The 13552-nt window shown below is 73.8% G+C and carries 13 protein-coding genes; 6 read left to right on the top strand and 7 right to left on the bottom strand.

The window, feature by feature from the left end; all coding sequences use genetic code 11:
• Positions 1–81: 81 nt before the first annotated feature.
• Complete coding sequence (locus tag JEK78_RS07830; RefSeq protein ID WP_200263380.1) at positions 82–1116, bottom strand: SGNH/GDSL hydrolase family protein; 1035 nt, start codon at positions 1114–1116, stop codon at positions 82–84.
• 158 nt (positions 1117–1274) lie between these two features.
• On the opposite strand from JEK78_RS07830, the gene JEK78_RS07825 reads away from it, so the two are divergent.
• Positions 1275–2675: a cystathionine beta-synthase gene (locus JEK78_RS07825; protein ID WP_200263379.1), complete on the top strand. Its 1401-nt coding sequence runs from the start codon at positions 1275–1277 to the stop codon at positions 2673–2675.
• 92 nt (positions 2676–2767) lie between these two features.
• On the opposite strand, the gene JEK78_RS07820 is transcribed toward JEK78_RS07825, so the two are convergent.
• Complete coding sequence (locus JEK78_RS07820) at positions 2768–2959, bottom strand: hypothetical protein (protein WP_200263378.1); 192 nt, start codon at positions 2957–2959, stop codon at positions 2768–2770.
• A gap of 51 nt (positions 2960–3010) precedes the next feature.
• Positions 3011–3199, bottom strand: coding sequence for a hypothetical protein (locus JEK78_RS07815; protein WP_200263377.1), 189 nt, complete (start codon positions 3197–3199; stop codon positions 3011–3013).
• Positions 3200–3994: 795 nt separating this feature from the next.
• On the opposite strand from JEK78_RS07815, the gene JEK78_RS07810 reads away from it, so the two are divergent.
• The 3 genes from JEK78_RS07810 (at position 3995) to JEK78_RS07800 (ending at position 7584) form a co-directional block, all read left to right on the top strand.
• Complete coding sequence (locus JEK78_RS07810) at positions 3995–5668, top strand: alkaline phosphatase D family protein (RefSeq protein ID WP_200263376.1); 1674 nt, start codon at positions 3995–3997, stop codon at positions 5666–5668.
• 249 nt (positions 5669–5917) lie between these two features.
• A complete protein-coding gene (locus tag JEK78_RS07805; protein WP_200263375.1) occupies positions 5918–6763 on the top strand; it encodes a MurR/RpiR family transcriptional regulator in 846 nt (281 codons plus the stop codon).
• 242 nt (positions 6764–7005) lie between these two features.
• Positions 7006–7584: a hypothetical protein gene (locus JEK78_RS07800; RefSeq protein ID WP_200263374.1), complete on the top strand. Its 579-nt coding sequence runs from the start codon at positions 7006–7008 to the stop codon at positions 7582–7584.
• 142 nt (positions 7585–7726) lie between these two features.
• Here JEK78_RS07800 and JEK78_RS07795 read toward each other — a convergent pair whose 3' ends face one another.
• The 4 genes from JEK78_RS07795 to JEK78_RS07790 all read right to left on the bottom strand — a co-directional run bounded on the left by JEK78_RS07795 (position 7727) and on the right by JEK78_RS07790 (position 10521).
• The gene (locus JEK78_RS07795) at positions 7727–8275 is read right to left on the bottom strand and encodes a hypothetical protein (RefSeq protein WP_242483301.1); all 549 of its coding nucleotides are present in this window, start codon (positions 8273–8275) and stop codon (positions 7727–7729) included.
• Complete coding sequence (locus JEK78_RS23250) at positions 8272–8415, bottom strand: hypothetical protein (RefSeq protein WP_242483300.1); 144 nt, start codon at positions 8413–8415, stop codon at positions 8272–8274. Before JEK78_RS23250 ends, JEK78_RS07795 begins: the two co-directional genes overlap by 4 nt.
• Positions 8412–8537 (bottom strand): hypothetical protein, encoded by a 126-nt coding sequence (locus JEK78_RS23660; protein ID WP_277953067.1) that lies wholly within the window; start codon positions 8535–8537, stop codon positions 8412–8414. The genes JEK78_RS23250 and JEK78_RS23660 overlap by 4 nt, the downstream gene beginning before the upstream one ends.
• A 547-nt stretch (positions 8538–9084) precedes the next feature.
• Positions 9085–10521: a diaminopimelate decarboxylase gene (locus JEK78_RS07790; protein ID WP_200263373.1), complete on the bottom strand. Its 1437-nt coding sequence runs from the start codon at positions 10519–10521 to the stop codon at positions 9085–9087.
• A gap of 141 nt (positions 10522–10662) precedes the next feature.
• Between JEK78_RS07790 and hutU the strand changes: the two genes are divergently transcribed.
• Both hutU and JEK78_RS07780 read left to right on the top strand, forming a co-directional pair.
• A complete protein-coding gene (gene hutU / locus JEK78_RS07785) occupies positions 10663–12327 on the top strand; it encodes a urocanate hydratase (RefSeq protein ID WP_200263372.1) in 1665 nt (554 codons plus the stop codon).
• The gene (locus tag JEK78_RS07780) at positions 12324–13547 is read left to right on the top strand and encodes an allantoate amidohydrolase (RefSeq protein WP_200263371.1); all 1224 of its coding nucleotides are present in this window, start codon (positions 12324–12326) and stop codon (positions 13545–13547) included. Before hutU ends, JEK78_RS07780 begins: the two co-directional genes overlap by 4 nt.
• The last annotated feature ends 5 nt before the right edge of the window (positions 13548–13552 follow it).

The following is a 13552-nucleotide window of genomic DNA, read 5'->3' as shown; positions in this document are numbered from 1 at the left end:
ACCCGTCCGTATGGCCTGGGTCACCTGTGACGGGGTGTGACGTGGGCCGCAGCTGTCCAAGCGCTTGCTTGGACAGCGGCGTCACCCCGAGCGCGGCGTCGGGGCGGCGTCCGGCTCCGTGACCCGGCGGCGCCGGCGCCGCTTGAGCAGCGCCCATCGGGCTCGTGGTCCGGAGGGCATCGCCGCCGTCACCTCGGTACCGGCCTCGGAGGCGGCCTCCGCGGCTGCCCGCGCGACCGGCAGAAAACCCTCCCGGCGGCCCACGTCCGGGCGCTCCTCGTCGGCCGGCCACAGGCCCAGTGCCGAACAGACCGTCGGGAGCAGCGCCATGGCGGCCGTGGCGTACCCCTCGGCGGAGGGGTGGTAGTTGTCCGGGCCGAAGAGCTCTCGCGGGTTCTGCGCGAACTCCGGCCCCAGTAGATCGCCCAGGGACACCGTCCGGCCGCCCTGCTCCACGACTCCGATGGTCTGCGCCGCCGCCAGCTGCCGTGAGGCGCGGCGGGCCAACCAGCGCAGCGGCTGCCAGACCGGTTCGATGGTGCCGAGGTCCGGGCAGGTGCCGACGACGACCTCGGCGCCCGCCGTGCGCAGCCGCCTGACCGCCGCCGCGAGGTGCCGGACCGATGTCGTGGCCGGCATCCGATGGGTGACGTCGTTGGCGCCGATCATGATCACGCAGATGTCGGGGGCTTGTGCGTGCTCCCCGAGCACGGCGGTCACCTGCCGTGACAGGTCGTCCGACCGGGCTCCGGTCAGCGCCACCGACACCAGCCGCACCGGACGCTCGGCGACCGCCGCCACCCCGGACGCCAGCAGCGCCCCGGGAGTCTGCCCGGCCCGGTGCACCCCCTGGCCGGCCGCCGTCGAGTCGCCCAGCATCGCCAGCCGCAGCGGCTCCTCTCGCCCGGCGCCCTCCCCGGCCGCCCCGCCTCCGTAGAGGCCGCCCGCGTCCGGCACGCGGTCCGGTGTGCCGACGCCCACCCGCCGCCGGGCCAACTGCACCTCCGCCAGCAGCAGCCCCACGGCGGCGGCACCGGCCAGGCCGACACCGCCGCCGCCGTACGCCGCACCCGCCGCGATCCGCCGGGCCACCCTCGCCCTCGCCATGTCGCTCACGCGCCGCCGTCACCTCCTCCGAGCCGTACCCACTCCTTGCCCCGTAGCGCACGCCGTCCAATCTCGGCCACCTGGGAACGAACACCAAGGGGCAGCCACAGGCCATAGGCTGGCGGAACCATCACGACGGCAATCTTTCGCAGCATCCGGAGACAACGGTGCATTTCCACGACTCGATGATCAGCCTCGTCGGCGACACCCCGCTGGTGAGACTCAACAGCGTGACCGACGGCATCAGGGCCACCGTCCTGGCCAAGGTGGAGTACTTCAACCCGGGCGGGTCGGTGAAGGACCGCATCGCCCTGCGCATGATCGAGGCGGCCGAACAGAGCGGCGAGCTGAGGCCCGGCGGCACCATCGTGGAGCCGACGAGCGGCAACACGGGCGTCGGCCTCGCCATCGTGGCCCAGCAGAAGGGCTACAAGTGCGTTTTCGTCTGCCCGGACAAGGTGTCGACGGACAAGATCAACGTGCTGCGCGCCTACGGCGCCGAGGTCGTCGTGTGTCCCACGGCCGTGGACCCCGAGCACCCGGACTCCTACTACAACGTCTCGGACCGTCTGGTGCGGGAGACCCCCGGCGCCTGGAAGCCCGACCAGTACTCCAATCCGAACAACCCGCTGTCCCACTACCACTCGACCGGCCCCGAGCTGTGGGAGCAGACCGAGGGGCGGATCACCCACTTCGTCGCCGGCGTCGGCACCGGCGGCACGATCTCGGGCACCGGCAAGTACCTCAAGGAGGTCGGCGAAGGACGGGTGCGAGTGATCGGCGCGGACCCCGAGGGCTCCGTGTACTCCGGCGGCTCCGGGCGCCCGTACCTGGTCGAGGGCGTCGGTGAGGACTTCTGGCCGACCGCATACGACCGGACGGTCGCCGACGAGATCGTGGCCGTCTCCGACAAGGACTCCTTCCAGATGACCCGGCGGCTGGCCCGCGAGGAGGGCCTGCTGGTCGGCGGCTCCTGTGGCATGGCCGTCGTGGCCGCGCTGAAGGTCGCCTCGCGACTGGGCGAGGACGACGTGGTGGTCGTCCTGCTCCCGGACAGCGGACGGGGGTACCTCAGCAAGATCTTCAACGACGAGTGGATCGGCCAGCACGGCTTCGGCGAGGACAAGCCGAGCACGGAGCCCACCGCCGGTCGGGTCCTGGCGCAGAAGGCCGACGCGGAGTCCGGCGGCATCCCGAACTTCGTGCACATGCACCCCACGGAGACCGTGGGTGAGGCGATCAAGGTGCTGCGCGAGTTCGGGGTGTCGCAGATGCCCGTGGTCGCGCCCGGTGCCGGGCACCCCGACGTGATGGCCGGAGAGGTGATCGGGGCCGTGGAGGAACGGGTGCTGTTGCACGCCCTCTACACCGAACACACGCCCGCCGACACCCCCCTGCAGAAGCACCTGTCGGAGGCGCTGCCGGTGGTGGGGTCCGGCGAGCCGCTGGCCCGCCTGATGTCGGCCCTGGAGGGCCGTGACGCCGCCGTGGTGCTCGTCGACGGCAAGCCCGCCGGGATCGTCACCCGGCAGGACCTGCTGGCCTTCCTCACCGCCACGGGCGGCTGATCCGCCCGGAGGACGCGCCGGTCCCGCGCCCGACGGGGTGCCCCGTCCTCCCGCCGGGGCACCAGCGGGCCCGGCGGCAGGAGGTCTCGGGGTCAGCCGCCGACAACGGCGTGGACCACGCCGACTCCCGCCCCGACGGTGGCGAGGAACCCGCCCGCTCCCGCCATCACCATCGTCACGGCCATGGCGACCCCGATCACGTGGCCGGTGGTGCGGACGGTGCCGGTGTCCCGCTCGGTGAGTCGGTGCGCGTGGCACTCCTCGATCACGGACTCGATCGTCATGGCGCTCGGGGTTCCTTTCGGGGACGTTCGTCGGGGGTGGGGCGAGGGCGGTCAGCCGATCACGGCCAAGCCCAGCCCCGCGCCCACGACGCAGCCCGCGATTCCGCCGATGATCGCCGATCCGCCGAGAAGATAGGCGGGGGTGGCACCGGTCGGCGGGGGCTCCCGACGCGAGGTTCCCGCGTCCTCCTCCGACAGACGCCCGGTGGGCAGGCGCGCTGCGTCGATTGGGGGCGTCACGCTCGTCACGACTCCTCATTCCGGCTGACGGGCTGGCGTTCTCCTGACCACGATCGGCGCTCTTCGAGGCCCCGGATGTCCCGAGGACGGCCCGTGTCCCGGGGGAATTCGCCTACTCCGGCCGGGGGACACGCCCGCCGAGACACGCACGACCTCGGCGCGCCGCCACCGGAAAGGGGCGCGGGACCTCGGACGGGGCGCCGGAGTCGGGGGCCCGGGTCCCACGCCGCGAACCGCGATCCCGTGGCCGAGAGGCGAGGGCGCACGCTCGTTCGCCCCGTCCGGGAGGCTTCGCGGAAGTGCTACGCCCGCGTCACGTCCGCGCAACACGCCCTTGACACCGGCCCGGCAGATTGTGCGCGTCGGTCGGACGCGGGTCCGTTCCCGGGGATCGTGCGGGAGGAGCGTGGTCGATCGGTGCCGAACGGCGTCAGGACCTCCGGAGCGGCTCCCGGACCTCCACGGACGCCAGGGACGCGACGCCTGGCTCCACGGCCGACGCGCGTCGCGCGGGGACCGCCGTCGTCCCGCCCCCCGACGACGGGGGTGCGGCGGTCCTCGCGCGCACAATCCGGCCCCACGTCCCCGCCCTGCCCACACGCGGGCTCCCCCGCCCGCTGCGCGCACAATCCGGCCCCACGTCCCCGCCCTGCCCACACGCGGGCTCCCCCGCCCGCTACCCTGCCGTCGGCTCCGGCGCACGTCGCCTCCTCCGCCCGACCGCGCACGACGGGCGGAGGAAGGTACGGCGTACGCCCTGTCAGCCCCGCCGTTCTCCCAGTAGCCTGACGGGGCGTGACGAGAAGAGACAGCACCACCACGACCAGACGCGCGGTCGTCAAGGCCGCTGCCGCCACCGCCGTCGCCGGTTCCTTGACGGCCGGCACCGCCTCGGCCTCCGCCACCTCGCTCCCCGCCGCCACGCGGTCCTCCGAGCACACCGGACCGCTCTTCCTGCACGGCGTGGCCTCCGGCGACCCGCTCCCCGACGGCGTCCTCCTGTGGACCCGCGTCACCCCGACACCCGACGCCCGGCCCGGCTCCGGCCTGGGGCCGGACACCGAGGTCGGCTGGGAGGTCGCGGCCGACCGCGGGTTTACCCGGATCCTGGCCCGGGGGAGCTCCACCGCCACCACCGCGTCCGACCACACGGTCAAGGTCGACGTACGGGGGTTGGGCCCGGCCACCGTCTGCTACTACCGATTCAGCGCCCAGGGCGCGGTGTCGCCCGTCGGCCGGACCCGCACCGCGCCCGCCGAGGACGCCGCCGTGTCCCGCCTCCGGTTCGGCGTGGCCTCCTGCGCCAACTGGGAGTCGGGGTACTTCGCGGCCTACCGACACCTCGCCGCGAGGACCGACCTGGACGCCGTCGTCCACCTCGGCGACTACATCTACGAGTACGGCACCGGCCGCATCCCCGACGAGGAATACGTGATCAGGAGGCACCAGCCCACGCACGAGATCCTCACCCTGGCCGACTACCGCCTCCGGCACGGCACCTACAAGACCGACGCCGACCTCCAGGCGATGCACGCCGCCCACCCCCTCGTCGCCATCTGGGACGACCACGAGATAGCCAACAACAACTGGTCCGGCGGCGCGGAGAACCACACCCCGGGCGGCGAGGGCGACTACGCCGCGCGCGCCGCCGCCGCGAAGCGGGCGTACTTCGAGTGGATGCCGGTCCGCGCCTCCACCGCCGGTACGGTCTACCGACGCCTGCGCTTCGGGACACTGGCCGACCTGCACCTGCTGGACCTCCGGTCCTTCCGCTCGCAGCAGGCGACCGTGGGAAGCAAGGACGTCGACGACCCGGATCGCACCATCACCGGACGCGCGCAGTTGGACTGGTTGAAGTCGGGACTGGAGTCCTCCCGGGCGACCTGGCGGCTGGTCGGCACCTCGGTGATGATCTCCCCGATCGCCTTCGGTTCGCTGCCCGCCCATCTGCTCGCCCCGCTCGCCGAGCTCCTGGGGGTGCCACGCGAGGGGCTCGCGGTCAACGTCGACCAGTGGGACGGCTACACCGACGACCGCCGGGAGTTGCTCGGGCACCTGGTGGATCGCGGCATCGAGAACACCGTCTTCCTCACCGGGGACATCCACACGGCCTGGGCCAACGACGTGCCGGTCAAGGCCGCGACCTATCCGCTCTCGGCCTCCGCCGCCTCCGAGTTCGTGGTGGCCTCGGTGACCACGGAGAACCTCGACGACGTCCTGCGCGTGGCGCCCGGCACGGTCTCGGTCGTCGCCAGCGGGGCCGTGCGGCTCGCCAACCGCCACGTCAAATGGGTCGACATGGACAACCACGGCTACGGCGTGCTCGACGTGACCGCCGACCGTTCCCAGATGGACTACTACACCCTGTCCGACCGGACCAAGGCCGACGCCACGGTCTCGTGGGCCCGCTCCTACCGCACCCGCAGCGGTACCCAGCGAGTCGAGCGGGTCGACGCGCCGGTGGTCTGACACGTCCACCGGTACGGGTTCCTCGCCGGCGCCGACGCCGATCCGGCGAAGGCGAGGAACCCCGCCGGAGGGGGCCCTGTCTCGATCGTGCGCGCCGCCCCCACCTTCCAGGCCCCCACTGCGGCGACCACCGACTCGCGGGCGGCGCCCCGCCTCGCCCGCCCGGCACCCCGTCGTGCCGAGGGGCACCGCCGGCTGTATAACGGTATGCAGAATCGGTCTCGGATGAATGGGGGAGGGGCGCTGGAGATGAGCGAGAGCAGCGACAGCCCCGCGATGCGGCTGCAGGCGCTCTTCGAGGGGCACCGGTTGACGCCCACGCAACGGCGGATCGCCCACAGCATGGTGCGGCGCGCCGCCGAGGTCCCCTTCCTGTCGAGTGTGGAGCTGGCCGAGTCGGCGGGCGTCAGCCAACCCTCGGTCACCCGCTTCGCGGTCGCCCTGGGCTTCGACGGTTACCCCGCGCTCCGCCGGCGGCTCCGGGAGATCACGCCCGTCGGACCGGCGGGGGAACCGGCATCGGGCAACGAGTACCAGCGGGCGGTGGAGGGCGAGATCGAGAACCTGAGGCACCTCGCCGAGGTGCTCGCGGACCCCGCGCCCGTGCGGGAGGCCGGTCGGCTGCTCGCCGCCACTCGCCCCCTGCCGGTGCTGGGGTTGCGCGCGGCGGCGGCCCAGGCACGCGGTTTCGCCTACTTCGCGGGCAAGGTGCATCCGGACGTCCGGTTGTTGGACGAGGGCGGCACCGTCGTCCTCGACGGTGTCGACGCGGCCGTCCGGGCGGGTGCCACTACGTTGCTCTGCTTCGCGCTCCCGAGGCACCCGCGCGAGGTGGTCGACGCCCTGACCCATGCCAAGGACTCGGGGCTGATCGTGGTGACCGTCGCCGACTCCGCCTTCGCCCCGGTGGCCAAGGCGTCGGACCTGCTGCTGCCGGCCGCCGTCGGGACCGGACTCGCCTTCGACACCGTCTGCGCGCCGATGCTGCTCGGCCGGGTCCTGCTGGAGACGATGTGCGACGCGCTGCCGGACGCGCAGGCACGGCTGGAGGAGTTCGACAGCAGGGCGGCGGCTCGCGGACTCTTCGTGGACTGAGGGTCCGGCACCGCTCTCGGCTCGTGCCCGGACGGTCGGCGCGGTGCCGGTGGCCCCCTTCCGCCGTCGACGCCGCCCGTCCCGGCCTCCGCGGCGACGAGCGTCCCCGTCCTCGGCCCGCGCTCGCGCAGCCGCTCCGTCCCCGGTGTCGGGCGCCCCGCGCTCTCAGATCCGTCTCACGTCCCGGGGCTATCCTGCCGTGCTCGGGAATCCCCTCGAAGGACGAGAGACGGAGGCGGGACGTGACGCGTGGAGGACAGGGGCTTGCTCGGGTGGCCGTCGTCGTGCGGGCGGGGGCCGCGCCGCTGTGGTGGCTCGGAGTGGGCGCGGCCGGGATCGGACTGGTCCAGCCGGGTTGGACGGGACGGCGGATCGGGGTACTGGCGGGTGCCGCCCTCTTCCTGGTGGCCGCCGCCGTGGTGGCGACCGTCCGCCGCTCCCGCTACCGGGCCTTGGCCCGGGCCGCCTCCCGCGCGGGCAGGCAAGACGTGCTGCGGGACCGGGTGGTGACCCTCCGCGACTGGCGACGTGGTCACCGCTGGTGGCTGTTGCTCGCCTTCCTGGCGGCGGTCGGTTCCGCCGTCGTCGTTCCCGCCGCGGGCGGGATGATGTTGGCCGGATGCGGAGTGGGCCTTTGGCTGAAGTCGCTGTGGTTGGGCCGCCTCGAACAGGCGCGGGACGCGTTGCTCTGGGTCCGCGTCGACTGGCTCGCCCGCTCGGGCGGTCCGGTGCGCCAGGAGGTCCGGGGCTATCGGAGCACCGGGGTGGCGGCCGGGGACGCCGCTCCGGGCGGTGCGCGCCGGAGGCCCGTCGCCGCCTGACGCGCGCCCACGCGAGCCCGGGAACCGGCGGCCGGCCGGTCCGGGGCGTGGAACCGGGTCGGTCGCCTCGCGGCGCGCCCACCCACAGGACGCCGAACCGCACAACGCGACGGTGTTGCCATGGCGTGGGGCGCGACCAGTGTCAGATCGCGCCGGAACCGGCACCCCGGCCGGGGGTCCAGTTCCACCGCACGATCCTCTCGGCCAGCTGCGGCAGCCGTGCGTCACCGGGCGCGACGGCGACGTAGAACAATGCCTCGTCCGGGCGCTTGTCGTCGCCGCCCCAGCGGACCACGCCGTCGCACTCGTCGAGGATGCTGCGGATCGCCGCCAGCTGCCGGGGCCAGAACCCGCCGCGGACACCGGCGGGGTAGGCGCCGGGGCGGATCCGGACCGCTGTGCCCGAGACCAGGTTGGACTCGGGGAGCCCCTTGCGGAGCCTGGATGGGTTGTGCCAGCCGGTCACGTCGTCGGGGCGCAGCTCCTCCACCTCGTAGTGGAAGCGGCGGAGCACGTGCACCAGCAGGGTCTCGACGTCGCCGATGCGGACCCGGACGCCCTCCACGGGCAGTCCGGGCACGGGGCGGGTGTAGACGTGTCCGTGGGCGTCGGCGGTCTTCTCCATCTCCCGGCCGTTGGCCGACGGGACGCCGCTGAGGGCGCGTTCGCTGCGCTCCCGCGCCCGTCTCACCGACTCCGGAGCCGCGAGGGCTCCGGACCGGTGGGGTTCGCGAAGGCAGGGGAGGAGAGCGGTTGAGCGGCGACGACGGTGCCCGCGGCCAGGAAGGCGGCCCGGCGTAGGACGAGCCGACGGGACAGGCGGGTGGTCACGAGTGGTTGCCCTTCTTGTGGTGTGCGATGACGAACCAGGTCAGGACGAGCGCGCCGATGCCGAACAGCAGCGTCGCGGGGTTGTTGAATCGCTTGGCTGCGCGCACCATTTCGTCGGCCATGGGCCGGTTCCTCGCTGGGGGGGCATCCGTCGTTGTCCGGACCAGGCCCGGGGCACGGGCGGTTCAGGTCGGACACGGGTGGCACGCGCCCGCCGCGGTCATGTGTCAGGGGTAGTGGCTGCGGTGGCGGAGTCCGTGGCCTGTCGTGCGCGGCATCCTAGACACACCGTCATCACGCGTCGCGGAGGCAACCGCATCGCCGGCCGGAAAGCGATGGCCGCTTGCGGTGAAATCCGGTTCCCCTGTCGGATCCGTCGGTCGCTGAACAGGTCCGATACGCGGAACACGCCGTACCCCGCAGTACAGGGAGCTTCGCCCCGTTTGTCGCGTGGATGGCACGTGAACCCAATCCGATGACGAGCGGGGGGGAGCGGTGCGTTTTCGGGCCTGGTGAGCATTGGACTCTCGTCGTTCTGACCAACCGTCATGCCGGGTGTGTGCGGGCGCGGACCGTGCCTCTGGACGGCGCGGATTTCGGTATCGGTGGGCCGACCGGCGGCGACGGGCGTAGGTCGGAGTACCGCCTCTTCCTCGGCATCGTCGCCCGTCACCCGGCGAAGTCCGCCTCCCCCCGGTGCGTCGCCGCCGTCACGAGCGCGTCGGTGTGGTCGCCTCCCGCCTCGGCCACGATCTCCCGAGTGGTCTGGGCGTCGCGGACGACGGCGAAGCGTGTCCTCCCGGACGCGTCCTCGTGGTAGCCGTGGACCGGTGGCCGCGCCAGGGAGTTGTAGGCGTAATGGTGGGCGAAGTAGTAGGCCCCGGTGTCCAGCGCCGCCGCGTGGTCGCCGGGCTCCAGCTCGGGCATCGAGCGGCCCGCGGCCAGCAGGTCGCCGGCGAAACAGGCGGGGCCCGCCACGTCCTGGATCAGCGGCGGGCCGCCCTTGGGCGCCCCGGAGGAGTCGTAGGCGACGATCCGCAGCGGCCACGTCGCCGGTGCGTAGACCGTGCGCGTCGCGACCTGCACGCCGGCGTGGGTGATCGCCACCCGTCTGCCCCCCGCCCGCTTGGTGTACTCCACACGGGTCACCACCACGCCGTGCTTGGCCAGCAGGGACCGGCCGAACTCCGTCACCAGTGCGTACCGGCCGGTGAAGAGGTCGGGCACGGCGGCGCGCAGGAGGTCCGCGTAGGCGGCGAAGGTGGGGGAGGTCGCGTCGGAGGCGAAGTTCACCGGCAGTCCGCCGCCGATGTCGAGAGTGTCGATCCGGCGATGCCCGGCCCTGGCGTTGATCTCCTCGGCGAGGAGGCAGGTCTGCCGGACCCCCTCGGCCATCAAGGCGGGCGGCACGCCCTGGGAGCCCGTGTGGACGTGCAGCCGGGTCAGCCAGGGGCGCCGCAGGCACGCCCGCACGACCCACTCCCGGGCGCCCTCGTCGCGGAGTGCCACGCCGAACTTGGAGGTCGCCGTGGCCGTCGAGAGTGCCTCGATCGACCCACCTCCGACCTGGGGGTTCACCCGCAGGCCGAGGGACGGGCGACCGGGGGCCGACCCCAGCAGCGCGTCGAGGCGCGCCAGCTCCTGGGGTCCGTCGGCGTTGACGGCGACGCCGAGGGCCAGCGCCTCGCGCAGGTCGGCCGGGGTTTTCGCGGGGGAGTCCCACACCGTCCGCTCGGGTGGTACTCCGGCGGCGCGGGCCAGTGCCAGCTCGCCCGGGCCGGCGACCTCGGCGCCCATTCCCTCGTCGCGGAGCAGTCGCAGGACGGGCACCAGCGGGGAGGCCTTCACGGCGAAGGTGTGCAGCACGGGAGTGCCGGGCGGCAGCACCGCGTCGAAGGCGGCCCGTAGACCGGCCGCCGATTCCCGGACGCCGGCCACGTCCAGCAGTGCCACCATCGGGGTGTCGGGACCGAGCAGCCTCTGTGTCACGGCGGCCCGCACCGCGCGGTCCCGCCGGGCGACCCTTCGCGCGTCGGCCCCGGCGGCCGGGGCGGGCGGCGGGCGGTCGCTCGCGGGCCCTCGGGTGTCCGCCTCGCCGCTCTCCATGCGTCCCAGCGAAACACCCGGGGGAGGTCCTCGCCGGCCCCGACCCCCGTATTGACTGGTTCTATTCAGCGGTACAGGATGTGAATATCCGAGTGCGCGGTTCGGCCGTCCCGCGGTGAGCGGGCCATCAGGAGGCAGCCCATGTCAGGACCCCGGTCAGTCCGAGCGCCCCGCGGCGGCCGGCGGACCGCGCGGGGGTGGCCCCAGGAGGCCGCCCTGCGCATGTTGCGGAACAACCTGGACCCGGAGGTCGCCGAGCACCCCGACCGCCTGGTCGTCTACGGCGGCAGCGGCAAGGCGGCGCGCGACTGGCGCTCCTTCGACGCCATGGTCCGCACCCTGGAGTCCCTCCGCGAGGACGAGACGATGCTGGTCCAGTCCGGTCGGCCGGTCGGCGTCCTGCGGACCCACGAGTGGGCCCCCCGCGTCCTCATCGCCAACTCCAACCTCGTCGGCGACTGGGCGAACTGGGACGAGTTCCGCCGGCTGGAGGCGCTCGGGCTGACGATGTACGGCCAGATGACGGCCGGTTCCTGGATCTACATCGGCACCCAGGGCATCTTGCAGGGCACCTACGAGACCTTCGCCGCCATCGCCGCCAAGCGGTTCGGCGGCACGCTCGCCGGGACCGTCACGCTGACGGCGGGCCTCGGCGGCATGGGTGGCGCCCAGCCGCTCGCCGTCACCATGAACGACGGTGTGGCCCTCTGCGTCGACTGCGACCCGCGCGCCATCGACCGACGGCTCGCGCACGGGTTCCTCGACGTCCGGGCCGACTCCCTCGACCACGCGCTGCGGCTCGCCGAGGAGGCCAGGGACGCCCGCCGGCCGCTCTCCGTCGGGGTCCTGGGCAACGCCGCCGAGGTGGTGCCCGGGCTGCTGGCCACCGGCGCGCCGATCGACATCGTCACCGACCAGACCTCCGCCCACGACCCGCTGGCCTACCTGCCCCTCGGTGTGGACTTCGCCGACATGGCGGACGCCGCCGCCCAGGACCCGACCGGATTCACCGCCCGTGCCCGGGAGTCCATGGCACGGCACGTCGAGGCCATGGTGGGCTTCCTCGACGCGGGCGCCGAGGTGTTCGACTACGGCAACTCCCTGCGCGGCGAGGCGAGACTCGCCGGATACGACCGCGCCTTCGCCTTCCCCGGCTTCGTGCCCGCCTACATCCGGCCGCTGTTCTGCGAGGGCAAGGGGCCCTTCCGGTGGGCGGCCCTCTCCGGCGACCCGACCGACATCGCCAGGACCGACCGGGCCGTCCTCGACCTGTTCCCGGAGAACGAGTCGCTGGCGCGGTGGATCCGGATGGCCGGCGAGCGCGTTCGGTTCCAGGGGCTGCCCGCGCGGATCTGCTGGCTCGGGTACGGAGAGCGGGACCGGGCCGGCGAGCGGTTCAACGACATGGTGGCGAGCGGGGAACTGGCGGCGCCGATCGTGATCGGGCGGGACCACCTCGACTGCGGCTCGGTCGCCTCCCCTTACCGCGAGACCGAGGCGATGCTCGACGGCTCCGACGCCATCGCCGACTGGCCGCTGCTCAACGCCATGGTCAACGTGGCCTCCGGTGCCTCCTGGGTCTCCGTGCACCACGGCGGAGGCGTCGGCATGGGCCGGTCGATCCACGCCGGCCAGGTCACCGTCGCGGACGGCACGGCGCTCGCCGGGGAGAAGATCCGCCGGGTGCTCACCAACGACCCCGGTATGGGCGTCGTCCGCCACGTCGACGCCGGCTACGAACGCGCGGACGCCGTGGCGAGGGAACGCGGCGTCCGCGTGCCGATGCGCGAGGGGGACGCGGGGTGAGCTTCCACGGAATGTGGGCGGAGCTTCTCCCGGTCGGCCGTTCCTCCGCCACCGGCGGCTACCGGCGGTTCGGCTGGACCGCCGCAGACGCGGAATGCCGTGCCTGGTTCGTCCGGCAGGCGGGGGAGCGGGGGCTGTCCCAGGAGACGGACCGCAACGGCAACCAGTGGGCCTGGCTCGGCGACCCGGCCCGGGGTGACGCCGTCGTCACCGGATCGCATCTCGACTCGGTGCCGGACGGTGGGGCCTTCGACGGCCCGCTCGGGGTGGTGTCCGCCTTCGCCGCCCTCGACGAACTCCGCTCCCGGGGCGCCGTGCTCCGCAGGCCCCTCGGCATCGTCAACTTCGCCGAGGAGGAGGGGGCCCGCTTCGGTCCGGCCTGCCTGGGGTCCCGGCTTCTCACCGGCGCGCTGGACGCCGAGCGCGCCCGCCGGCTGACCGACGGGGACGGCGTCACCCTCCCCCGGGCGATGGAGGCCGCCGGTCAGGACCCCGACGCCATCGGCCCCGATCCGGAGCGGCTCGCGAGGATCGGGGCCTTCGTCGAACTCCACGTCGAGCAGGGGCGCGCTCTGGAACTCACCGGCGACCCCGTCGGCGTCGCGTCGGCCATCTGGCCGCACGGTCGGTGGCGGTTCGACTTCCGGGGCGAGGCCAACCACGCCGGCACCACCCGCCTGGCCGACCGACACGACCCCATGATCGGTTACGCCGAGACCGTCCTCGCGGCCCGCCGGGAGGCGGAACGGACGGGTGCCGTCGCCACGTTCGGCAAGGTCGCCGTCGAGCCGAACGGCGTCAACGCCGTCCCCTCCCTCGTGCGCGGCTGGCTCGACGCCCGCGCGCCGGCTCCGGACACCCTCGACACCCTCGTCGGCGCCGTGGAGCGGGCCGCCCGGCGCCACGCCGCGGCCCACGGCGTCGCCCTCGACGTGGCACGCGAGTCCCTCACCCCCCTCGTCGACTTCGACCACGGCCTGCGGGACGCGCTGGTCCGCCTCCTGGCCCGGGACGCCGACCCCTCCCGCCGGGTGCCGGTGCTGGGCACCGGGGCCGGACACGACGCCGGAGTCCTCTCCGGGGCGGTCCCGACGGCCATGCTGTTCGTGCGCAACCCCACGGGGGTGTCCCACTCCCCGGCCGAGTTCGCCGCCGAGGACGACTGCGTGGCGGGGGTCCTGGCGCTCGCCGACGTACTGGAAGGACTGGCCCGCACGTGATGCCC

The organism is Streptomyces sp. HSG2, assembly GCF_016598575.1.
Taxonomy (GTDB): Bacteria; Actinomycetota; Actinomycetes; order Streptomycetales; family Streptomycetaceae; genus Streptomyces.
The sequence above is the reverse complement of the archived record's forward strand: the minus strand, read 5'-3'. Positions and strand labels throughout refer to the sequence as shown.

Excerpts from the sequence above, each read along its gene's own strand:
- JEK78_RS07805 (WP_200263375.1), top strand. The coding sequence starts at position 5,918 with ATGAGCGAGAGCAGCGACAGCCCCGCGATGCGGCTGCAGGCGCTCTTC.
- JEK78_RS07790 (WP_200263373.1), bottom strand. The coding sequence starts at position 10,521 with ATGGAGAGCGGCGAGGCGGACACCCGAGGGCCCGCGAGCGACCGCCCG.
- JEK78_RS23660 (WP_277953067.1), bottom strand. The coding sequence starts at position 8,537 with ATGGCCGACGAAATGGTGCGCGCAGCCAAGCGATTCAACAACCCCGCG.
- hutU (WP_200263372.1), top strand. The coding sequence starts at position 10,663 with ATGTCAGGACCCCGGTCAGTCCGAGCGCCCCGCGGCGGCCGGCGGACC.
- JEK78_RS07820 (WP_200263378.1), bottom strand. The coding sequence starts at position 2,959 with ATGACGATCGAGTCCGTGATCGAGGAGTGCCACGCGCACCGACTCACC.